The organism is Streptomyces sp. LZ34 (assembly GCF_053890475.1).
On sequence record NZ_CM132680.1, the window covers coordinates 8717696 to 8738801 of the forward strand.

The following is a 21106-nucleotide window of genomic DNA, read 5'->3' on the forward strand; positions in this document are numbered from 1 at the left end:
GGATGTGTACGACGCGCCGTTACGGGGCGGTAGCTCAGCCGGTTAGAGCAGCGGACTCATAATCCGTCGGCCGTGGGTTCGAGTCCCACCCGCCCCACCGCTCGGCAGGTCGGAGCAACGGTTCTGACCTGCAAGGATGTATCGGTGGGCTCCGTCGCGAGTGCCGTGTGGCGCCTTGAAAATCGCCTGATCAAGATCCAGGGGCCCCTACAGGGGCCCGGAGCGTGCCCGAAATGCCGAGTACGGTTGCCATGTCGCGTAAGTCCTGGATCTCGGCACTCCTGGGCAGGCGAGATCGCACTGGGCGTGTGAACGCCTCCCGGTCGCTAGCCCGTCCAAGACCGTGCCATGACCGCCGCGCACCCGCTGAACCTCCCACGCTCAGAGTGCTGACCAGGGGAAATCCAGAAGTCCGGCCGGAGTGCCAGGGGCCCGTCGGGTGGGTCACGGCCATTGCCCTGGGACGGTGCGGTGTGCACCCTGATGAGAAGGGGATCGCAGGGGGAGGTGCGATGAGACGCCCAGAGGTGCCCTCATTGGTGAGCTACCGGGCGCTGGTGGTGATGCTGGAGGCTCAGGGGGCGACAGAGCCCGTCGATGGTCGGGTGGTTGCCGACGAGGTCTTGCCCTGGGCCCTCCTCCAGGACAGTCAGTACAGCGCCCGGCTCCCGTCCTTGTTCCTGCTGCGGAGACCACAGGCGATGGGAGGGTCTCGGGGCGAGCGTGTCCGGTGCACGTCGGAGGAGTTCCGGCGCTGGCGGGAGGCCGCCCTCGCGTATGCCGCGGCTGTGGACCGCGTCAGTGCCGAGATGGAGGCCGGCCGCGAGCGGGCGGCGCACGCCCGGTGGTGGATACCCGGCGAACGGCGCCGCGCTGACGAGGCATGGCGGGAAGTGCGGCGGCGGTACGCCGAGGTGGTTCGAGAGGCGAGCGAGGCGTACGCGCCCGTCCGCGACGAGATCCGCCGGGCGATCGACGCCGAGGAGGAGCGGCTCCGGGAGCTCTTCCGCGAGCAGGGCCTCACGCTGGAACAGTGGCAGCGCCGTCTGTTCTCCCCGGGCCCTTCACAAGGCCGGGGCAACCCCTCCGGCGGCACCGCGACCGGTGGCACGGGCGGCTTCGGCTTCGGTGGCTTCTGAGGACTGTCCGGCGGATCATCCGTATGACGATGCTGTTTACATCGTCATGGAGCTGGTGGAGGCGCCGTCGCTGGCGGAGATCCTGGAGCGGTATGGGAAAGGTCTCGCGGGGGAGGTCACGGCCGTGACGGCCGGGGTGTTCCGGCAGTGGTCAGGAGGACACGCCTCCGGTGCAGGAAGCCCCCGGCTCGGGGGTTTGTACGCCCTGGACGTACTTTTCGAGGAACGCGTCGACCCGAGCGTCGGACGCGTTCTGGACGTTGAGCTGGTGTCCCCAGGCCGTCAGCGTGATCGGTGACGACTGGTTCTTATAGGGGCTCATCAGGGTGTACGGCGTCTTCGCCACCTTGGCCTCCAGCGCCGTGACGTCCCCGCGGGCGGCCTTGTCGTTGTACGTGACCCAGACGGCGCCGTGCTCCAGGGCGTGCACGGCGTTCTCGTTGCGGATCTGGCTGCTGTAGACGTCACCGTCGCAGTTCTGCCAGGCGGGGTCGTGGTCGCCACCGGCGGGAGGCGTCATGGGGTAGCTGACCGGGGTGGTGACGTGGTTCCGGCTCAGATTGGACCATGACTTTTCGTCGGCGCCCGAAGCCGCCTGGGACGTGGACGTAGCTGTTTCCGCCTGCGGTTCAGGCTTTGCGTCGTTGTTGGAGTCGTCATTGGAGTCGTCTCTGAGGAGGAAGAAGGCTCCACCTCCCAGGAGAATCACCACCACCACCGCGAGGGCGATCCACATGGCCCCTTTCCTCTCCGCGCCGGGTGTGAGGGTCTGGGGGTGGGCCGGTGGGGCGTACGGCATGGGGCCGGGCGCGTGGGCATAGGTGTGCTGTCCGGTGGCGGTGGGGTGGCCCTGCCAGGTGGCCTGGGCGGGGTGTGCCGGCGGAGCTGACGGCATGTGCGGCGGTGTGGTCGTCGCGCCGGCGGTGGTGGGGTGGCTCCCACTTGTCGCCTGGCCCGGGCGGGGTGGTTCTGCCGCGGGCGGTGCGGTGGCGGTGGACGGGAGCAGGGCGCCGGCTTCCTCGCTGGTCATCCGGTCGGCGGTGGCGCGGGTGAGGAGTCCGGTGATCAGTGTCGAGAGCGGAGGCTGGCAGTTCAGCGGCGGCAGGTCGTCATGGAGGATCGCATGGAGGGTGGCGGCCGGGGTCTGGCGGGCGAATGGATCGTGGCCCTCGACGGCGTGGAACAAGGTGGCGCCCAGTGACCATAGATCCGCCGCGGGAGAAGGATCAGCGCCCTGGAACAGTTCCGGGGCCGTATAGCCGGTCGAGCCGGCGACACCGTGGCCGGTCAGGCGGGTGTTGTCCATGGCGTGGGCGATGCCGAAGTCGACGAGCTTGACGTGGTCGCCGGGCAGCACCATGACATTGCTGGGCTTGATGTCCCGGTGCACGAGTCCTATCGAGTGCGCGGCGTCCAGAGCGGCCAGCAACTGTCCGGCTATACGGACCACTCGCTCCTGGGGCAGGGTCCTGTACCACTCCAGGAGCTCCGCCAGCGAGGGCGCCTCCACCAGCTCCATGACGATGTAGACAGCGTCGTCCTCGGGCGTCGCCGGCACGAGATCGTAGATCGCCGCAACACCGGGATGGTTGAGCCGACCTGCCGTATGGGCCTCGCGCAAGGCCCGTTCACCGAACATCGACCGCTCCTCGGCCGACAGCCCTGGCGGAGTACGCAACTCCTTGACTGCCGCAACCCGTCCGATCAGCTCGTCGGTCGCCCTCCAGACCACTCCCATGCCGCCCCGGCCCAGCTCGCCTGCCAGGCGATACCGGCCGGCCACCAGCCGTTGTACGTCCTGGGAATCTGTCCCCACAACCGCGCTCCTCACGCCCGACCGGCCGACGCCCCGCGCGCTGGCCTTGCAGCAGGTTATCCAGTGGTGCCATCACGTAAAGATCTCACGGGGGAGGTCACGAGCCGATGGCCGGGAAGTTCGCCTGCGATCCGCAGGAAGCCGAGCTGGTCGCGCGGGAGTTGACCCGCATGCGCTCCGATATGCGGCTCTCGCCGCCGCACCCCCTGGAGGGCTCTTATGCCGCCGGGGCGGTCTGTGCCTGCGCTGTTCGGAAACTCATCGTTGCTGCTCGGGGTGGTCTGGCGCGCCATCGCAGTCTGTTGGAACCCTGTCCGGTGATCGTTTCGCTCCTGTTGAGTGCCCTGTGTCCCCGGATCGAGAACGGACTGGGCCCCGACATTGCCTCTGCGATCTTCACTCAGAACCCGGCCTGCGCATTCGCGGTGCAGTGGCGGCAGCCATGAGCCGCAAGCGGCCCTGGCAACCACACACGGTCACCGTCACCCCTGCCTCATCCAGGAATTGGTGCCAACTGAATACGCGAGCTCACCAGTACGAGGTTCTTGTTCGGTAAGCCCCTGCTCATAGCAGTGGCCAGCCTCCAGGCGCCCGGGGAGAGGGGCCCTCGCAGGGGCCCAAGAGGGGCCCAGGGGCCGGCTAGGGGGCCGGAACGACCAGGAAAGATCAGGAAAGGCCACGTCCTTGCCGGACGGAAATGCGGCTCTGACCTGCGGAAACGGGAAGCATGAGGAAGGATCGGGAAGATCGCGGACGATCCTCAAAGGACTCATAATCCGTCGGCCGTGGGTTCGAGTCCCACCCGCCCCATCACGCGCTATGCGAGCAGAAACCCTCTGGCCAGGCTCTTAGCTGGGCAGAGGCGATGACGGAAGGAGTTTGGCGACCCTGCTCGATCATGATTTCAAGATCGACAAGACGGAATTCGGGACGCTGATTCCTGGCAAAGTGAGCATGCAGCGCAGGTCGCGCGTTTGGGGCCGGGGGTAGGGAGGCGATGCGTCGTCCCGGATGGGGAAGCGGTTCGGTCGTGGTGAAGGCGCCGCTGACACGCTGGCCGGTCAGCCGGGCGGATCGTTCCGGACTGGTTTCGGTGCCGCCGGGCGCGCCGGGCGCGGCGTTGGGTGCGGGTGCGGACACAGGTGACTCCTTGGTCGAGCGTGATCGAACGGGCCGGGAAGCGCAAGCGTCGAGCGGTGCGCCCAGGCCGAACAACCGCGCAGTCGGCGCCTGTGCGGGCTGTGCCGAAGAGGGATCAATGAGGGCGTTCGGCCGGGGTGGACGTAGCCGTGGTGGGAAAGGGTCGCGGTGTTACCGCCGGGCCGAAGGGCGGGATGTTCAGGTCTCGTGAGGCGGCTGTCCGTCCAGGAGGGCGACGGCGTCACGCACGAGGCGGGCCTCGGCCTGTGCTGCCGCGGCGGTGAGAGCGGTGATCGCGTCTTGGTGTTCGCCGTCGCCAGCCTGGGGCAGGACGTCTACGTGGGCGTCGACTACGCGCTGGTCGTCTCCGTCCTGCCCGACAGCGAGACCGAAGCCGTCAAGGGCATGGGACTGTTCAACATCGCCAACGCCCTCCCACAGAGTGTCGCACCCGCCATCGGAGGCGGCTCGAACTACGCGGTTCGTGCCAGGCGGGGAAGCCGTCGCCGCGGTGGCCCTGTCCGCCAGGCGTGCCAGGTGAGAGAAGGCGTTCGTGGTCTGGGCGAGTGCGGCGACGGCACCGTTCGGCCGCGGACGTCGACCGGGTTCACAGAGCCGACCGGCTCCGTGCGTGTCAGTAGTGGTACCGGGCCTGGACGATGATCAACTCGTCGTCGGTCGGCTTGTACACGAGCCGATGCGTGTCGTCGATTCTCCGGGACCAGTAGTCCGAAAGATCACCCTTCAGAGGCTCCGGCTTGCCGATGCCCTTGAAGGGATCGCGCGTCGTGTCGTCGATCAGCTTGTTGATGCGCTTGACCATCTTGCGGTCGTTTTCGGCCCGGTAGGTGTAGTCCTCCCAGGCGTGCGGCGTGAACGAGACCTTCACGCACGCCCCGCGTCGGGGTCGATCAACTCATGCTGCTGAGCCTCGCCGGCCTCCGCCTCGGCGATGGAGTCCAGTAGGCGACGGGCGTTCTTAGGGGAGCGCAGGAGATGCACCGTCTCCGTCCAGGAGTTGAAGTCCTCTTCGGACATCAGGATGGCGTTGCCCTTGCGGGAGGTGATGTGAACCGGGGCGTGATCCTCGTTGACCTGCTCGATCAGCGGGAACAGGTTCTGGCGCGCCTCGCTGGCGGTGATGGACATGGTTGCCGCCTCCCCTCTCTACTTGTACAAGATATCGTACGAATCTCGTCGGGTCCACTGATCGCTGCCGACCTGACCTGAGGACCGTTCCGCGAGCTGCGGAGCGGGTTCGAAGTGCTCCACTCGCCTGGCCCGACCCTCCCGCAACGCCGCCTCCCAGTCCGTCCGGGACGTATTCGGGACGTGTTCGGGACGCAAGGATAGGAGCGGACAGGCAAGGGGCGAGCATGTCAGGGCCCTGGTGACCTGCGGTGATCATGATTTCATGATCGTGGGGACAGGGTTGAGGGCGCCGATTTCCGATCAAAGCAGACATCTTGCGTGGTGTCGGGGGGTGGCGCGCAGCAGTCGCCTGGGCTGCTTGCGGCGGGGCCGACGGAGACCGTGGAGGCCTCCACCGCTCGCCGGTTGCCGTCCATGGCGAGGGCCGCGACCTGTGGCGCGAGGGTGACCACACCGACAACCCGCTGGGCTTTCGGGATCGCCGACGACATCCGAGGCGCCCTGCGAGACGTGCTGACCTTCGGCCGGGGCAGCGACGCCCTCGCTGGCGCCGGCCTCCCCGTCGGCCCCGCGGCTGAGCGCAGGCAGCGGATACTCCTGGATCACAACCTCGCGGGTTCGAATCCCGCCGCCGGTCTCGACCGGCGTTGCCGAGCGGTCGAAGGCAAAGTCACCGCAGCCGACCTCGGTCTCGGGCACCCTAGCGAGCCAAATATGTCCGTAATATGGGAATTGAACTAGCGTCGTACACATGAAGGCGATACAAAGCGTCTTCCGTCTCGTCCCGGTGCTCGCCATGGTCGTCGCCGCGTTCCTCCTCGCCGTCGCGGCAAACCCCGGAGCACGAGGCGCGGACGGTCTCGACAACGCTGCCAGAGCTCTGCGAAATGGGCCGGTCCACGTAGATCCGCGGGCCCAGGACATCCTGCCCCGTTCCGACGCCGACGCCCTGTCGAAGAAGATCGAGAAGGCCGGCAAACCGGTCCTCGTCGCCGTGTTCCCCGCCTCCCAGGAGTTCGACCGGGCGACCTTGCTCCAGGATCTGCGGACCAAGGTCGGCATCACCGGCGTGTACGCGGTCGCGCTCGGTGACCGCTTCGACGCGGGCGCGGACCGCTCGGTGATGTCGCACCAGGCCGTGCAGAACCTGACCGGCGCGGTGCAGCGCTCCGACCCGGGCGACGTCAGGGCAATGATCATCGGCTTCGTCGACCAGGCCGTACAGCAGGCCAGAGGCGAGGCGCCGACCACCTGGAGCAGTGGCTCGTCCGCGGACGGCCGCGCCCCCGGATGGGCGAACCTGCTCACCGCCGTGGGTGTGCTGGCGGTCGTCGTCGGTGGCCTCCTCCTGCTGCGCAGGCGCGGCCTGAGGCGCCGGGAGCAGGCGGAGCGGGCCCGGCTGGAGGCCCTTCGGCCGGTGGTGGACGAGGACATTACCGCCTTCGGCGAGGAGTTGAGCCGGATCGGCTTCGACCCGGTCACCGCGAAGGCGGATGACGCGATGCTCGCGGATTACGACCAAGCCCTGGACTGCTACGAAAGGGCCAAGGCGACGATGGGGTCGGCGCGGCGCCCGGAGGATGTCGAAGGCGTGAGCCGGGCGCTGGAGCAGGGCCGATTTGCACTCGTCACCCTTGAGGCCCGGATGGCGGGCGGACCGCTGCCGGAGCGTCGGCCTCCGTGCTTCTTCGACCCGCGGCACGGCCCCTCGGCGGAGGACGTGCGGTGGGCCCCGCCGGGTGGGTCCGAACGGACCGTTCCGGCGTGCGCGGCGGACGCGACCCGACTGGCCGACGGACAGGAACCCTGGATCAGGGAGGTGAGCACGCCGCAAGGGCAGCGCCCCTACTGGGAGAGCGGGCCTACCTACGCCCCCTGGGCGTACGGCTACTTCGGTGGCGGGCTGCTGCCGGGCCTGCTGGTGGGCACGATGCTCGGCAACCTGATGGGATCCTCCTACGCGTACGGGAACGAGTTCGGCGACGGCGGGGATGCGAGCCCGCAAGGCGGCGAGTACTCCGGTGGCGATTTCGACCCGGGTGACTTCGGGGGCGGTGGCGGCTTCGGCGACGGCGGCGGCTTCGGCGGAGATTTCTGACGCATCCGCCGACCGCGCCCGGCGGCCTCCCGGGTCGGTGCGCCCGCCGGACGACGTGCCGCAAGGTTGACCGCTCGTTCCCCTTCGCCCGGCGCCACCAGCCCGCGCTCCTCGATCTCCGCGAAGAGCCGCGCGGCCTTCGCCTGGGCATACACCAACCGTGCCGCGCAACGGAGTTCGTACAGGTAGGGTCCTGGCGCGTGAATGAGGCGATGCGCGCGGCGAACGCGAACGTGTCGGCCCACTTCTACCGGCCGGCTGTCGGACGGCAGGTGCGGATCGTGGGCACCGCGGCGGGCGTGGGCCGGGCCGCCTCGGAGTCCGACTTCGCCGAACGCGGCCGCGCATCCCGCCTCGCCGCCCACCTTCACCGAGGTGGAGTTCTGGGAGGCGAGCGTCGACCGGGTCCACCACCGCGTGGTGTATCGCAGGGACGCCGCCGTCGGCCGGGGCGCGTGGCAACACGAGCTGCTGTGGCCCTGAGCCGCCGCCACGGCGGCGAGGAGGACTCAGGGGCTGACGATCAGGCGGGGGACAGCACCGTGGCACTCCGGCTGCGTGCGGTGGGACCTCGCCGCGCACCACAACATCGGTGACCCCCGGCAGGAGCGACGCTACTCCCACCAAGAGCGGGAGGGCGACGGCCCGGCTCTGTGACCGGGACGCCCACCGGCCTCCCCGCCCGGCCGTGGTCAGTAGACGTCGCGCAGGTAGCGTTTGTCGGCGGCGAGCTGCTTGACGTAGGCCGCCGCCTCGGCCTCGCTCAGGCCGCCGTGGGCGGTGGCGATGTCCCGCAGGGCCTGGTCGACGTCCTTGGCCATGCGGGAGGCATCGCCGCAGACGTAGAAGTGGGCGCCGTCCTGGAGCCAGGACCACAGCAGGGGGCCGTGTTCGCGCATGCGGTCCTGGACGTAGACCTTGGCGCGCTGGTCGCGGGAGAAGGCGGTGTCCAGGCGGGTGAGGGTGGACTCGGTGAGGAACGCGGTCAGCTCCTCCTCGTAGTAGAAGTCGGTTGCCCGGTGCTGTTCGCCGAAGAACAGCCAGTTCGGGGCGCGGTGGCCGCGGGCCCTTCGCTCCTCCAGGAAGCCGATGAAGGGCGCGATACCGGTGCCGGGGCCGACCATCACCGCCGGAGTGGCGGGATCGGCGGGCGGGCGGAAGTGCGGCGCGCGCTGGACGCGGACCGGCACCGGGGTCCCCGGCTCGGCGTCGGCGAGGAAGGGGGAGCAGACGCCCTGGCGGGGGCGGCCGCCCAGGTTCTCGTAGCGGACGACGGAGACCGTCAGCGACACCAGGTGTGGGTCGGTCAGAGGGCTGGACGATATGGAGTACAGGCGGGGTTGCAGGCGCCCCAGCACATCGGCCCACTCCTGCGCCCCGGCCCGGATGCCGAACTCGGCGACCACGTCCACGGCCTGGCGTCCCCAGGACCACTGAGCCAACTCGCCCTTGTTGTCCGGCCGCAGCAGCTTCCGCGCCTCACGCGGGTCGCGGGCTCGATCGGCGACGAAGCGCAGCAGGTCGGGGGTGATGCGGGTGATGGCCAGGTGACGCAGCAGGGCCTCGGCGAAGGGTACCTCTCCGACGCTCCTGACCTGAACGGCCGTATCCGCGTCGAGGCCGGTGACGGCCAGCCACTCCGTCACGAGGTCCGGCCAGTTGAGAGGGTGCACCGCCAGGGCGTCACCGGCCTCGTAGGCCAGCGGGATCTCGCTGTCGCGGGTGTCGAAGGTGAAGCGGCGGACCTCCTTGCCCGCGCCCGGCAGACTCAGCGGACGGTTGCCGGTCAGGCGGGCGGTGGCGGTGGCGGTGGCTGGGGCTGGGGCTGGGGCGGTGGCGGGACGGCTCGGTCGGGGAGCCGTCTCGGCCGCGGGGGCCGGGGCGAGTGCCGGTTGCTCCGTGCCCTTCAGCGCGGTGAGTATCTGGTCGAGCCAGGCCCCGGCGTCGACCTCGTAGTCCGGTTCGCAGTCGGTGCGCGGGGCCAGCCGCACCGCGCCCAGTTCTTCCATACGGCGGTCGAGGCGGCGGCCATGGCCGCAGAAGTCATCGTACGAGGAGTCGCCGAAGGCCAGGACGGCGTAGCGGCTGCCCTTCAGGCGTGGGGCATCGGGTGAGGTGAGGGCATCCCAGAACCCGGCGCCGTTGTCCGGGGCGTCGCCGTCACCGAAGGTGCTTGTGATCAGCAGCAGGTCGGCGTCGGACGGCAGCGCGGCGGGGTCGGCCTCGTCCATCGACAGGTGGGTGGCGGGGTGGCCGTCCGTGGTGAGCCGCTCGGCCGTGGCGGTCGCGAACTCCTCGGCGTTCCCGGTCTGGGACGCCCAGAGGACCACGACGTGGCGGCGCGGAGCGTCCGCGGATGGGGAGGACGACACCAGGGAGCCGCCGGGGTCGTGTGCCGCGGAATGGGGCGGCTCGGTTCTCTCGGTTCTGGAGTACATCCCGGCCAGCACGCCGTTCACCCACAGCAGGTGCTCCGGGCTGAACGGGGCGTCCGGCGGCAGGACCGGCACGCCGGGGGCGCCGGACGGGATACCGGCGAGGAAGCCGGTCAGGTAGCGGCGTTCGTCTTCGGCCAGGACTGGCGGCGGCGCGGGTGCCAGCCCGAACGGGGTGGGGGCGGCAGCGGTGGGAAGGGCGGCGGGCGGCGGGGGGACCGCCGGGCTTTCGGTGGGCGCCGAGGCCGTGGGCTGTGCGCTCACCAGGGCCGGAGCCTGCACCGTCACCGGGGTGGCCACCTTGGTCAGCGAAACCGCGCACACCTTGAACTCGGGCTGGAACGAAAGCGGATCGACGGCGTCGCTGGTCACCGCGTTGACGCTCAGGTACTCCCCGAACAGGTCGTTCCAGTGGAACGGCGCGAAACAGCAGCCCGGCCGCACCCGGTCGGTGACCACCGCGGGCAGCACAGCCCGGCCGCGCCGCGAGGCGACCTCCACCGAATCCCCCTCGGCGATGCCCAGCTCGGCCGCGTCCTGCGGGTGCACTTCCACGAAGGGGCGGGGGTTGAGCTTGTTCAGCCTGGGCACCTTGGCCGTCTTGGTCAGGGTGTGCCACTGGTGCTGGAGGCGGCCGGTGTTGAGTACGTACGGGTAGTCGTCATCGGGCAGCTCCGCCGCGGGGATGTGCGGGCGGGCGTAGAAGACCGCACGGCCGCTCGGGGTCGGGAAGGTCAGCGAGCCGTTCTCGGCGACGTACCGGATCGGATTGCGGTCGGATCCCTCGGCGCTCGGGGCAGGCCACTGCACCGGGGTGGAGCGCAGTCGCTCGTAGCTCACGCCGCGCAGGTCCCAGCCGGTCACCGGGTTCCAGGCGCGCTTGATCTCCTCGAAGACCTCCTCGGCACTGTCGTACGCGAAACCCTTCCCGTACCCCATCGCGCGGGCCACGGCGGCGATGATCCGCCAATCCGCCATCGCCTCGCCGGGCGGATCGGCGGCCGGCCGGGCGAGGGTGAGGTTGCGCTCGCTGTTGACCAGAACGCCCTCGGTCTCGGTCCACAGCGCGCCGGGCAGTACGACATCGGCGTACGCGTTCGTCTCCGTCTCGGCGAACACGTCCTGCGCGATGACGAACTCGGCGGCCTCCAAGCCCTCGATGACCGTCTTGCGGTTCGCGACGGAGGCGACCGGGTTGGTACAGATGATCCAGCACGCCTTGATGTCCCCGTCGGCCATCTTCTGGAACATCTCGACCGTGCCCTTGCCGACTCCGTCGGCGCGCAGTGCGCCCGGCTCCAGCTCCCACAGCTTCTCGGCGAAGGCCCGGTCGGCGTCGGCGAGCACCGACCGCTGTCCGGGCAGTCCCGGCCCCATGTAGCCCATCTCCCGGCCGCCCATGGCATTGGGCTGGCCGGTGAGGGAGAACGGCCCGCTGCCCGGGCGGCAGATGGCGCCCGTGGCGAGATGCAGGTTGACCAGCGCGTTGGTGTTCCAGGTGCCGTGGGTTGACTGGTTCAGGCCCATCGTCCAGCAGCTCATCCATTCCCCTGCCTCGCCGATGAGCCGCGCAGCCTCCCGGATGTCGTCCTCCGGGATGCCGGTGATCTCCGCGACGGTGGCGGACGGATAGTCGGCGAGGAAGTCCGGCAGCGACTCCCAGTCCTCGGTGTGCGCGGCGATGAACTCCGCGTCCGTGTGTCCGTTCGCGTGCAGCAGGTGCAGCAGCCCGTTCAGCAGCGCCAGGTCCGTACCCGGCTTGACCTGCAGGAACAGGTCGGCCTTGGCTGCGGTGGCAGTGCGGCGCGGGTCGACGACGATCAGCTTGGCGCCCGCCGACTTCACCCGGTCCATCATGCGCAGGAAGAGGACCGGATGGCAGTCGGCCATGTTGGAGCCGATGACGAAGAAGACATCCGCCTTGTCGAAGTCCTGGTAGGAGCCCGGCGGTCCGTCCGCGCCCAGCGACAGCTTGTAACCGGTGCCGGCGCTGGCCATGCACAGCCGGGAGTTCGACTCGATCTGGTTGGTGCGGATGAAGCCCTTGGCCAGCTTGTTCGTGAGGTACTGCGCCTCCAGACTCATCTGGCCGGAGACGTAGAGGGCGACGGCGTCGGGACCGTGCTCGTCGATGATCGCCCGCAGGCGGCGGGCGGTCTCGGCGATCGCCTCGTCCCTGGACGTCGGCACCGGCTCTTCCCCGCGCCGCGGACGACGGAGCGCCGTGGTCAGGCGCCCCGGGGCGGCGAGCATGTCGGCCGTGGTGGCGCCCTTGGTGCACAGCCGGCCGAAGTTCGCCGGGTGCTCCTTGTCCCCGGATACCTTCAGGACCGTACGGCGGCCGTCCGGCCCCCTGCCGACGTCGAGGACCATGCCGCAGCCCACCCCGCAGTAGGAGCAGACCGTCCGGACCTTCGTCGTATCCTCGCTCCGCGAGCCCGGCGCGACCACGGGCGCCTCCTTTTCCTGTGTTCGGCTTCCTGCGTTCGGCCTGGGCCCACCTTCCGTGACCGTACGGACCGCTCATTACGCGGGGGTCTCTCCGGCCGATCACCAGGGGTTAAGCCCACCTCTCAGGGCCTGGCAGGCGCCCGTGAGCTGTGCGAGGAACACCTCGCCTTCCCCGCCCGACGTGCGGTTGCGGCTTGACGAGTCAGCGTCCCGAGGTGTGTACGGAGCGATCATGCGCAATGCCTCATTGACAGCCGAGCCGTCGTGAGCAGTGCCGCGCGGCAGTACGCGGTGTTTCCCGACCGTGGCCTGTTCGTCTCCGCCCGCCACGTACCTGGCCGATATCGACCTTGCCACTTGTCCTGATGTGCCCGGGATAATTTGCCGTCGTCGCCGCGCGCTGTCGGCGCGGCGCCTCGATTTGGAGGGCCCTATTCCGCCCTCCCCCGTCTGATCCACCTCAGTTTCGCCCTGTTCCTCTCTGCTCCATCGCACAAACGGGAATTCAGTGATGGTCATTCACGCTCGTGGAACGGTTCGGCACCTTTTCCGGATCAACCGAAGACATCCTGGGAGACACACGTGAGAAAGCTGAAGCTGGGCAGCAGATCGGCCCGAGTGGCGTCCGCGCTGGCGGTCGGCTTACTGATGGTGACCGGCCTGTCGGCCACGTCGGCCAACGCGGCGCCGTCCTCGGCCAACGCCGCGCCCGAACTGGGGGTTCGGTTCTACCCCGACGGAGACGGCCAGTGCGACGGGCCGACGAATCCGCCGGAGCGGTGGGTCAGCGCACCCGACTGGACCTCCACCATCCGCCTGGACACCGACAACCGCGCGGGCGGCTGCCAGCTGGCTTTCGGCATCTACGACCCGTCGAACTCCCTCGCGGGCCTGACCGTCACCTACACCTGGACGGCAGAGCCCGGCAGCGACGAAAGCCAGTGCGAGAACGGGGGCTCGCACGCGATCCCGGTCAAGCCGTTCAAGACGTTCGGCGACAACATCCGGGTGGACACCGACGGCCGGGCGGGCTGGTGCAACCTCACCTTCACCCTGTCCGGACGCTCGGACATCGGCCTCGATGTGCAGTTCTACGGCGACGGTGGCCGCGACGCCTCGGGACAGTGCAAGAACTACATCCCGCAGGGCAGCTACGACACGGCCTATGAGGGCCACCCCGTGACACTGAGCGACGACACCGACGGCCGCGCCGGCGGCTGCTACCTGTCGCTCCGCCTGAACCGCCTGTTCTAAGAAGGTCCGTGGACGGCCCGGGGTGCATGGGTACCCGCCCCCGGGTCTCGTCCCCGTGCGAGTGGCGGCGAGCGTGACTCGGGACCGGTCCCGGGTGGGCCGGACTAGCTTGTGGAGCGACTCGTGTGGGGGGTTGGTATGGAGACAGCGATCCTCGTTGCCCCACCGACGGTCAGCGCCTTCGTGGACGGCGCGATGGTCAGCTCGCAGCCGGGGAAGGCGTGTCGTCGGCCTTGATGTCGAAGTTGATCTGGTCTCCCTTGACGGAGGACACCGTGACCGATACGCCCAGGGTGCTGCCGTCGTCCGCGGTGAGTTTGCACCGGGTGGTGTTGCCGACCTTGCCGACGAGGTCCTCGGGACAGGCGATGCGCGGCTTCGGCTGACCCGTTGTGGCGGCGAGCTTTTCGGCGACTGCGGTGGCCAGCTTGTCCGCAGACAGCTTCGGCGTGGACTTTTCGACCTTGACCGAGGCCGAGCAGCCGACGAGCAGCACGCCTGCGGCTACGGCCGAGAGGATCGAAGTTGCCGCGGACAACCGGGCTGTGGTCATGCTGGACTCCGGTTTGTGGGGGGACATGACAAGAAGCGGCTGGAAGCATACTTGACAGGGTGCTTCGGGCGCCTTCGAGGGGCTTCCTGGCAGGGGGCATTGGTGTGCGAGGTGGCGCGAGCGGTCACCGGGCGATGCCCGGCACGTCCGCACTCCTGTATGCGAGCCTTCCTGGCGCCTTCTGCGCGGTGGAAAGGTCGAGCGCGTTCCACCGACCTTCACCTTTCAGGAGGAAATACATGGTGGTTTCCCGCTCTGCCGTCACTTCTGCCGTCACCGCGATTGCCGTGGTCGGGCTGCTGGCCGCCTCCGGTACGGCGCTGGCGGCCGCCCCGGCCGCCCCCGCCACCGCGACGGTCAGCCGGTTCGATGACGGCAGCTTCGAGTACCCCACGGCGCCCGCGAACGCGTTCTCGACACTCTCCAGCGGCCAGTCCATCGGCCCGTGGAAGGTCACCAGCGGGGCCGTGGACTTGATCGGCGCCGGATTCTGGCAGGCAGCCGAGGGGAACCAGTCCGTCGATCTCAACGCGGTCCAGTCGGGAGCGGTGGCGCAGACCTTCTCGACGAGGGCTGGGCGGAAGTACACGGTGAGGTATTCGCTCGCCGCGAATCCCGAAGGTGGTCCGGTGGTGAAGACGGGGAGGGTGCTGATCGACGGGCAGAACTTCCAGGACTTCTCGTTCAACTCCACGGGCACGAGCCGTACGAACATGGGCTACGTCACCCGCGAGGTCACGTTCGTGGCGAACAACAACACGACGACGCTCGGCTTCGCCAGCACGGTGGGCGGCGCCTACGGCCCGGTCATCGATGACGTACGGGTCGAGACCTGCCCTCCGTGTGACTGCTCGAAGTAAGGGCAGGCGGGTCACCGGCGGCGTCCCCATCGCCGCGCGCCCGCGCGGCTGATCGTCGTCGCTCGCCGGGGCGCCTCCCGTCCGGTGTCGGGTGGCCGCAGCGCCTGGCGGTCGTCACCGGACGGGAGGCGCCGTCTGGCGCTCCGCGCCACCGCTCAAGGCGTGGCGGTATTCGCTCGGCGACATGCCATAGGCGCCCCGGAAGGCGCGGGTGAAGTCGCCGGGGCGGGAGAACCCCCAGTTCGCGGCGGTGGCCTGGATCGGCCGCGCGGCGAGCCGGGGGTCGGCGAGGTCGCGGCGGCAGCGTTCGAGGCGTTGGTTGCGGATCCAGGACGCCACGGTCAGGCCGTGCCGCTGGAAGAGGCGGTGGAGCGAGCGGGGGGAGATGTGGTGGGCCGCGGCGACGGCGGCCGGGGTGAGGCCGGGGTCGTGCAGGTGTTCGCGGATGAAGGCCTGGACCTGGAGGAGCAGGGAGCGCTCCCGGCTCTCGGGCGGCAGGGCGGAGAGGGCGTCGAGCCGCTGGGCGATGGTGTGGGCGAGCAGGTCGATCAGGGTGGTGGACAGCCGGGCCGCGTCCTGGGGGCCGAACTGCTGCGGATTGCGGGCGATGTGTGTGAGGAACTGGGTGAGCAGCGATGCGAATCCCTCGCCGCCGGGTATCCGGGTGGCCGCGAGGTGGTCCACCTGCCGTGCGGTCAGCGGAAAGGCCGCCCGGGGCAGATGCAGGAGCAACTGGCGGACCGGCGCCTTGCCCGCGGGGCTGGCCCAGCCGTCGAACGGCTCCGATGAGCTGTACACCGCCAGATCCCCGGAGCCGAGCAGGGTCTGCCTTCTGAACTGCGATAACCCCATGTTCCCGGAGAGCGTGAGCGACAGTTGCACATAGCCGGGGTCGCTGCGCTGGATCAGCCGTGGGGTCCGGGTCACGGTCAGCATGGGGTAGGTCATGTCGGAGACCTGGAGGTCGCCGAGGTTCAGCACCCGGGCCGAGGCCTCGAAGTCCGCTGCCTGGTCGCTGCCCATGGCGGTCGGGATCAGTGTCGAAGCCGTCATGTCGTGCCACCAGCCGAACCGCTCTTCCGGTGTCAGCCGTGCCGTCGTCATGGTCGCGATGTCCATGATGTCCCCTCGACGCCGCCGATTCGTCTCTGCCCGTCACCGCTCTGTCCGTTACCGCTCTGTCCGTTACCGCAGACTCCCAAGACGCGGTTTCCGGGAGCGCGGGTTGCGCCGCGGCGCCGTATGGCGGGAACCGCGCGGCGCCGACGGTGAGACCATGATCGGAGAAACCGCCGTCTGCCGTCACGAGGTGTCGCCGTGCGTCCGCTCCTCCCCACTGCCGCGACCGTCTGCGCCGCCGCCCTGTTCCTGTCCGGGTGCGGCGACGCGGGGGACACGGGGGAGGGGGACGCGCCGCGGCGGGGCAAGGCGGCCACCGCGAAGAGTCTGATCGCCAAGTCCCCGGGGGACTTCAACGGCGACGGGTACGACGACTTCGCCACCCTCGTGAACCCGCCGACCAAGTCCGGCACCCCGCACTCCCCCGGCCTGGCCGTCGTCTACGGCTCGGCCCGCGGGCTCGACCCGGACAAGCGCCTCGTCCTCGACGAGCGGTCGGACCGCCACCAGTACGAGGGCCCGTTGCTGCGCGCCGACCTCGACGGCGACGGATACACCGACCTGGTGACGGTGCGCCGCGCGTTTGAGAAGGGGAGTGCTACGTCGACCTCGGAGACGGTGGTGCTGCGCGGCGGGCGGAGCGGTCTGACGCGGCCCCGGCCGCTGACCGTGGGCGGCGTGGAGGCGACGGCGGCCGGGGACTTCGACGGGGACGGGACGGCGGACCTGCTCGTCCCGGGGCGGGACGATGAGGACCAGTCCGGGCCCGGCAAGGGGCAGGTGCTGTACGGGCCGTTCGGCGACGGCGGCCGCACCCCCGCCCGCACCGCGAACTTCATCGCCGACCAACACGGCTACGCCGCCCCGGCGAGCGCCACCACCGGGGACTTCGACGGCGACCGGCACACCGATGTGGTGCTGACGTACTCGTTCGACGCCGAGCAGGACGACTCCGCCCCACAGGACCTCACCTCTGTCGCCTTCTTTCGGGGCGGCCCGCGGGGCCTGGTGCGGCACCGGCCGGCCGAGGAGCGCATCGGTGCGCTCCTCGGGACGCAGGACGGGCCGACCGTGCCCAGGGCCGGGGACGCCGACAACGACGGGATCGACGACCTGCTGGCCACCGGCGAGGGGGAGCAGGGGCGCGCCGCCCGCTCGGGCCGGCTCACCGTCGTCCACGGCTCGAAGTCCGGCCTGGGCGTGGGCCGCGCGGACCTGACGGTCGACCAGTCGAGCCCCGGCGTGCCGGGCGACCCGCAGTTCGACGACTGGTTCGGGGACCTCCCGGCGGTCGGCGACGTCAACGCCGACGGCAACCCCGACCTGGTGGTCTCCAGCCCCGGCGAGGACCGCGACAGGGGCCGCATCACGCTGCTCCCCGGCTCCTCGGACGGTAAGGGCGGCAAGGGCGGCAAGGGCGGCGAGTACGACCCGAAGCGGAGCGAGGGCGAGGGGGACAGCGGGGAACTGGCCATCGATCTGGACACCCCGGGCGTGTCCGGTTCGCGGGGCAGCGGCGCATCCGCCTTCAGCCGCTTCGGCCCGCAGCCCCCGCTGCTGGACGTCGACGGCGACGGACACGCCGACGTGATCGCCTCCACGCCCGGCGACGCGTACGGCAAGCCGCAGAGTTTCTGGGTCTTCCGGGGGGTGGACGACGGGCTGTCGACGAAGGACGCCGGGCGCTTCACGGTCGCCGACCTCGGCCTGTGACGGCGTCCGTGCTGTACCTCGCGCCCCGTCGTCGGCGCCCTGTCGTCGGTGTCCTGGTTGTCCCCGCCCCGTCGTCGGCGCCCGTTGTCAGTGGCCCGCCCTACCGTGGAACACGTCCTATCCACGCTGCGGGCTGCGCGTGACTCGGACGCGAGAAGGCCGGGCCCATACAGCGCGGGTCCGGTCTTCGCATGCCCCGAAAACCTCGTTGCCCGGTCCACCGCGTACGGCGTAGAAAGAATCCCGTGATCCGCAAGTACCCGAGGACCCCGCATCTGCGGGGCTCCCGACTCCAGCCCGGCGACGAGGACTTGGCCGCCGTACCGTTCGCCGAGATCGCGGGCCGGTACCTCGTGGTGGAGGAGAAGCTCGACGGCGCCAATGCGGCGATCAGCTTCACGCCGGACGGGGAGCTGCGGCTCCAGAGCCGTGGCCATTTCCTCACCGGCGGGCCCCGCGAGCGTCACTTCTCGCCGTTCAAGGCGTGGGCGGCGCTGGTCCGGGACCTGCTGTGGCCGCGGCTGGGGAGCCGCTATGTGCTGTACGGCGAGTGGCTCTATGCCAAGCACACGGTGTACTACGACGCGCTGCCGCACTACTTCTGCGAATTCGACGTGCTGGACCGCGACGAGGGCGTGTTCCTGTCCACCGCCCGCCGCGGCGAGCTGCTGGAGGGGCTTCCCGTGCACTCGGTGCCCGTGCTGCACACCGGGCCGCTGAGCAGCCTGGACGCGCTGACCGCGTTCGTCGGGCCGTCGACGTGCCGTACGGAGGGGTGGCGGGCGGCGCTGCGGGAGACGGCCGCGGCGGGCGGGCTCGACCCCGAGCGGGTGGCCGCGGAGACCGACTCCGAGGACTTCATGGAGGGCCTGTATGTGAAGGTCGAGGAGGACGGCGTGGTGGCGGGCCGCTACAAGTGGGTGCGCGCCGGCTTCCTCACCAGCGTGCTGGACTCCGGCACGCACTGGCTCGACCGCCCGATCGTGCCCAACCGGCTCCGGGACCCGGCGGTGATGTATGCGCGCGCCTGAGGAGCCCGGCCCTTCCGCGAAGCCGTCCGCCGCAGGCGGCGCCTTTCAGGAGCTGCTGGAGCTGTGCCCCGGGCCGCCGGACTGGACGGTCCCCTGGGAGCGGATCGTCGCGGCGTATCCGTGGATCCGCCGCCTGGCGGGCGTACCGCAGGACGCCGCCCACCACGGTGAGGGCGATGTGGCCACCCACACCCGCATGGCGGCCGAGGCGCTGGCGGGGCTGCCCGAGTGGCGGGCCAGGACCGCGGCCGGGCGGGCGCTGCTGTTCGCCGCCGTACTGCTGCACGACGCGGCGAAGCCGGACTGCACCGTCACCGACCCCGACGGGCGGATCACCGCCCGCGGCCACTCCCGGCGCGGGGAGCTGATCGCCCGCAGGGTGCTGTGGGAGCTGGGGGCGCCCATCGCCTGGCGTGAGCACGTCGCCGCCCTGGTCAGGCACCACCAGGTGCCGTTCTGGGCGCTGGAGCGGCCGGATCTGGAGCGCATCGCCTTCCGGGCCAGCCTGCTGGCCAGCAACGACGACCTGGCGGTGCTGGCGCAGGCCGACATCCTCGGCCGGATCTGCGGCGACACGGACGTGATGCTGGAGAACGTCGCCCTGTACCGCGAGTACTGCGCCGATCAGGAGTGCCTGACCACGCCGCGCCGGTTCCCCTCCGACCACGCCCGCTTCGAGTACTTCCGCACCCCCGGCCGGGACCCGGACTACGCCGCGTACGACGACACCCGGATGACGGTGACCGTCCTGTCGGGGCTGCCCGGCGTGGGCAAGGACCACTGGATCGGCGCCCACCGTCCCGGCCTGCCCGTGGTCAGCCTGGACGCGCTGCGCGCCGAGCTGGGCGTGGATCCGGCGGCCGACCAGGCCCCGGTGGTGGCGGCCGCTCGGGAGGCGGCGCGGGGGTATCTGCGCGCGGGCGAGCCGTTCGTCTGGAACGCCACCAACGTCTCGCGGCGGCTGCGCGAGCAGTGCGTGGGGCTGGTGGCCGCGTACGGCGGGCGGGTCGAGCTGGTGGCGCTCGAAGCGCCGCCCGCGGTGCTGCGCGCCCGCAACGCCGCCCGGCCCCGGCCGGTGCCCGGGGCGGTCATCGACCGGCTGGTCCGCCGCTGGGAGACCCCCGACCCCACCGAGGCGCACCAGGTCACCTGGATCGACACGGCGGGGAATACCACCTGAGGCGACCTGGTTGACGCGGTCCGGGCCACTGCAGAACAGCCCACTGCCGACAGTACGGAAGCAGGTAGCGCAGGCATGAGCACCGTTGAACTCACCAAGGACAACTTCGACGAGATCGTCTCGGGAAACGACTTCGTCCTGATCGACTTCTGGGCCTCCTGGTGCGGGCCGTGCCGGATGTTCGCGCCTGTGTACGAGCGGGCCGCGGAGAAACACCAGGACCTGGTCTTCGCGAAGGTCGACACCGAGGCGCAGCCCGAGCTCGCCGCCGCGTTCGACATCCAGTCCATCCCGACCCTGATGATCGTGCGCGAGAACATCGCCGTCTTCGCCCAGCCCGGCGCGCTCCCCGAGCCGACCCTGGAGGACATCATCGGCCAGGCCCGTGGCCTCGACATGGACGAGGTCCGCGCCTCCGTCGCCGAGGCCGCCGAGGCATCCGAGGCCAAGGAGAAGACGGAGGCGGGCGAGGCGGGAGCGCCGGGCAGCCATGGGTGAGCTGCTGCTGATCCGGCACGGCGAGACCGAGTGGAGCCGGTCGGGCAGACACACCAGCTGGACCGACCTGCCGCTCACGCCCCGCGGCGAGGAACAGGCCCGCTCGCTGCGTCCGCTGCTCGCCGACCGCAAGATCGCGCTCGCCCTGGTCAGCCCCATGAGCCGGGCCGCGGCGACGGCCCGGCTCGCGGGCATCGAGGGGGCGCGGACCGAGCCGGACCTGCACGAGTGGGACTACGGCGGCTACGAGGGCATCACCACCGACCAGATCCACCGCACCAGGCCCGACTGGAACCTGTGGACCGACGGGGTCGCCCCGGGCGACCCCGGGCACCCCGGCGAGACGCCCGAGCAGATCGGCGCCCGCGTCGACCGGGTGCTCGCCGCCATCGAACCCGAGCTGCGCGCCGACCGCGGCGATGTGGTCCTCGTCGCCCACGGGCACGTCCTGCGCGTCCTCACCGCGCGCCGCCTCGGGCTGCCGCCCTCCGCAGGCGCGCTCTTCCGCCTCGACACGGCGACCGTCAGCCGCATCGGAACCGAGCACGGCCGCCCCGCCATGGTCGCGTGGAACGCGGGCCCCGGGTCGTAGGCTCAGGGGCGATCACCGGCAGGTGATCCATGCGGGTGGATCCCACGCAGGCGATTCCAGCAGGCTCGCAGAAGC

Annotated in this window: 19 protein-coding genes and 1 tRNA gene; 13 read left to right on the top strand and 7 right to left on the bottom strand. The window is 70.4% G+C overall.

Annotation, left to right across the window (positions count from 1 at the left end; all coding sequences use genetic code 11):
* Window positions 1–23 precede the first annotated feature (23 nt).
* Window positions 24–97, top strand: a tRNA-Ile gene (locus tag ACWY4P_RS36900).
* Window positions 98–512: 415 nt separating this feature from the next.
* Window positions 513–1139: a hypothetical protein gene (locus ACWY4P_RS36905; RefSeq protein WP_456204885.1), complete on the top strand. Its 627-nt coding sequence runs from the start codon at window positions 513–515 to the stop codon at window positions 1137–1139.
* Window positions 1140–1290: 151 nt separating this feature from the next.
* Here ACWY4P_RS36905 and ACWY4P_RS36910 read toward each other — a convergent pair whose 3' ends face one another.
* Window positions 1291–2955, bottom strand: a complete 1665-nt coding sequence (locus tag ACWY4P_RS36910; RefSeq protein WP_456204886.1) for a DUF3105 domain-containing protein — start codon at window positions 2953–2955, stop codon at window positions 1291–1293.
* Between the two features lie 107 nt (window positions 2956–3062).
* Here ACWY4P_RS36910 and ACWY4P_RS36915 point away from each other — a divergent pair, with 107 nt between their 5' ends.
* The gene (locus ACWY4P_RS36915) at window positions 3063–3401 is read left to right on the top strand and encodes a hypothetical protein (RefSeq protein WP_456204887.1); all 339 of its coding nucleotides are present in this window, start codon (window positions 3063–3065) and stop codon (window positions 3399–3401) included.
* A 364-nt stretch (window positions 3402–3765) separates the two neighbouring features.
* Here ACWY4P_RS36915 and ACWY4P_RS36920 read toward each other — a convergent pair whose 3' ends face one another.
* Complete coding sequence (locus ACWY4P_RS36920; protein WP_456204888.1) at window positions 3766–4095, bottom strand: hypothetical protein; 330 nt, start codon at window positions 4093–4095, stop codon at window positions 3766–3768.
* A 207-nt stretch (window positions 4096–4302) separates the two neighbouring features.
* On the opposite strand from ACWY4P_RS36920, the gene ACWY4P_RS36925 reads away from it, so the two are divergent.
* Entirely contained in the window at window positions 4303–4758 is a 456-nt protein-coding gene (locus ACWY4P_RS36925) for a hypothetical protein (RefSeq protein WP_456204889.1), read from the top strand.
* Here the strand turns inward: ACWY4P_RS36925 and ACWY4P_RS36930 are convergent.
* Together ACWY4P_RS36930 and ACWY4P_RS36935 are read right to left on the bottom strand one after the other, a co-directional pair.
* Entirely contained in the window at window positions 4730–4984 is a 255-nt protein-coding gene (locus ACWY4P_RS36930; RefSeq protein WP_456204890.1) for a Txe/YoeB family addiction module toxin, read from the bottom strand. The two genes, ACWY4P_RS36925 and ACWY4P_RS36930, sit on opposite strands and share 29 nt — an antisense overlap.
* On the bottom strand, window positions 4981–5244 hold the full coding sequence (locus ACWY4P_RS36935) for a type II toxin-antitoxin system Phd/YefM family antitoxin (RefSeq protein ID WP_456204891.1): 264 nt from the start codon (window positions 5242–5244) through the stop codon (window positions 4981–4983). The genes ACWY4P_RS36930 and ACWY4P_RS36935 overlap by 4 nt, the downstream gene beginning before the upstream one ends.
* 754 nt (window positions 5245–5998) lie before the next feature.
* Here ACWY4P_RS36935 and ACWY4P_RS36940 point away from each other — a divergent pair.
* Entirely contained in the window at window positions 5999–7345 is a 1347-nt protein-coding gene (locus tag ACWY4P_RS36940) for a hypothetical protein (RefSeq protein WP_456204892.1), read from the top strand.
* A gap of 375 nt (window positions 7346–7720) precedes the next feature.
* Window positions 7721–7828: a pyridoxine 5'-phosphate oxidase C-terminal domain-containing protein gene (locus ACWY4P_RS36945; RefSeq protein ID WP_456204893.1), complete on the top strand. Its 108-nt coding sequence runs from the start codon at window positions 7721–7723 to the stop codon at window positions 7826–7828.
* A 209-nt stretch (window positions 7829–8037) separates the two neighbouring features.
* Here ACWY4P_RS36945 and ACWY4P_RS36950 read toward each other — a convergent pair whose 3' ends face one another.
* A complete protein-coding gene (locus ACWY4P_RS36950) occupies window positions 8038–12153 on the bottom strand; it encodes a molybdopterin-dependent oxidoreductase (RefSeq protein ID WP_456213186.1) in 4116 nt (1371 codons plus the stop codon).
* Between the two features lie 660 nt (window positions 12154–12813).
* On the opposite strand from ACWY4P_RS36950, the gene ACWY4P_RS36955 reads away from it, so the two are divergent.
* Entirely contained in the window at window positions 12814–13485 is a 672-nt protein-coding gene (locus ACWY4P_RS36955; protein ID WP_456204894.1) for a hypothetical protein, read from the top strand.
* Between the two features lie 199 nt (window positions 13486–13684).
* Here the strand turns inward: ACWY4P_RS36955 and ACWY4P_RS36960 are convergent, their stop codons facing one another.
* Window positions 13685–14038 carry a DUF4333 domain-containing protein gene (locus ACWY4P_RS36960; RefSeq protein WP_456204895.1) on the bottom strand — a complete coding sequence of 118 codons (354 nt, stop codon included), beginning with the start codon at window positions 14036–14038 and terminating at the stop codon, window positions 13685–13687.
* A gap of 239 nt (window positions 14039–14277) precedes the next feature.
* Between ACWY4P_RS36960 and ACWY4P_RS36965 the strand changes: the two genes are divergently transcribed.
* A complete protein-coding gene (locus ACWY4P_RS36965) occupies window positions 14278–14898 on the top strand; it encodes a choice-of-anchor C family protein (RefSeq protein WP_456204896.1) in 621 nt (206 codons plus the stop codon).
* Window positions 14899–15012: 114 nt separating this feature from the next.
* Here the strand turns inward: ACWY4P_RS36965 and ACWY4P_RS36970 are convergent, their stop codons facing one another.
* Window positions 15013–16017 (bottom strand): AraC-like ligand-binding domain-containing protein, encoded by a 1005-nt coding sequence (locus ACWY4P_RS36970; protein ID WP_456204897.1) that lies wholly within the window; start codon window positions 16015–16017, stop codon window positions 15013–15015.
* A 198-nt stretch (window positions 16018–16215) separates the two neighbouring features.
* Between ACWY4P_RS36970 and ACWY4P_RS36975 the strand changes: the two genes are divergently transcribed.
* The 5 genes from ACWY4P_RS36975 to ACWY4P_RS36995 all read left to right on the top strand — a co-directional run bounded on the left by ACWY4P_RS36975 (window position 16216) and on the right by ACWY4P_RS36995 (window position 21031).
* Entirely contained in the window at window positions 16216–17730 is a 1515-nt protein-coding gene (locus ACWY4P_RS36975; protein ID WP_456204898.1) for an FG-GAP and VCBS repeat-containing protein, read from the top strand.
* Window positions 17731–17975: 245 nt separating this feature from the next.
* Complete coding sequence (locus ACWY4P_RS36980; RefSeq protein ID WP_456204899.1) at window positions 17976–18761, top strand: RNA ligase family protein; 786 nt, start codon at window positions 17976–17978, stop codon at window positions 18759–18761.
* Window positions 18748–19941, top strand: a complete 1194-nt coding sequence (locus ACWY4P_RS36985) for an AAA family ATPase (RefSeq protein ID WP_456204900.1) — start codon at window positions 18748–18750, stop codon at window positions 19939–19941. The genes ACWY4P_RS36980 and ACWY4P_RS36985 overlap by 14 nt, the downstream gene beginning before the upstream one ends.
* A gap of 75 nt (window positions 19942–20016) precedes the next feature.
* Window positions 20017–20439, top strand: coding sequence for a thioredoxin (gene trxA, locus ACWY4P_RS36990; RefSeq protein WP_456204901.1), 423 nt, complete (start codon window positions 20017–20019; stop codon window positions 20437–20439).
* The gene (locus ACWY4P_RS36995) at window positions 20432–21031 is read left to right on the top strand and encodes a histidine phosphatase family protein (RefSeq protein WP_456204902.1); all 600 of its coding nucleotides are present in this window, start codon (window positions 20432–20434) and stop codon (window positions 21029–21031) included. The genes trxA and ACWY4P_RS36995 overlap by 8 nt, the downstream gene beginning before the upstream one ends.
* Window positions 21032–21106: the final 75 nt, after the last annotated feature.

Bases quoted from the DNA above. Each gene is read 5' to 3' on its own strand.
- ACWY4P_RS36940 (WP_456204892.1), top strand. From the start codon at position 5,999: ATGAAGGCGATACAAAGCGTCTTCCGTCTCGTCCCGGTGCTCGCCATG.
- ACWY4P_RS36935 (WP_456204891.1), bottom strand. From the start codon at position 5,244: ATGTCCATCACCGCCAGCGAGGCGCGCCAGAACCTGTTCCCGCTGATC.
- ACWY4P_RS36915 (WP_456204887.1), top strand. From the start codon at position 3,063: ATGGCCGGGAAGTTCGCCTGCGATCCGCAGGAAGCCGAGCTGGTCGCG.
- ACWY4P_RS36905 (WP_456204885.1), top strand. From the start codon at position 513: ATGAGACGCCCAGAGGTGCCCTCATTGGTGAGCTACCGGGCGCTGGTG.
- ACWY4P_RS36960 (WP_456204895.1), bottom strand. From the start codon at position 14,038: ATGACCACAGCCCGGTTGTCCGCGGCAACTTCGATCCTCTCGGCCGTA.
- ACWY4P_RS36950 (WP_456213186.1), bottom strand. From the start codon at position 12,153: ATGGTCCTCGACGTCGGCAGGGGGCCGGACGGCCGCCGTACGGTCCTG.
- ACWY4P_RS36970 (WP_456204897.1), bottom strand. From the start codon at position 16,017: ATGGACATCGCGACCATGACGACGGCACGGCTGACACCGGAAGAGCGG.
- ACWY4P_RS36965 (WP_456204896.1), top strand. From the start codon at position 14,278: ATGGTGGTTTCCCGCTCTGCCGTCACTTCTGCCGTCACCGCGATTGCC.
- trxA (WP_456204901.1), top strand. From the start codon at position 20,017: ATGAGCACCGTTGAACTCACCAAGGACAACTTCGACGAGATCGTCTCG.
- ACWY4P_RS36995 (WP_456204902.1), top strand. From the start codon at position 20,432: ATGGGTGAGCTGCTGCTGATCCGGCACGGCGAGACCGAGTGGAGCCGG.
- ACWY4P_RS36985 (WP_456204900.1), top strand. From the start codon at position 18,748: ATGCGCGCGCCTGAGGAGCCCGGCCCTTCCGCGAAGCCGTCCGCCGCA.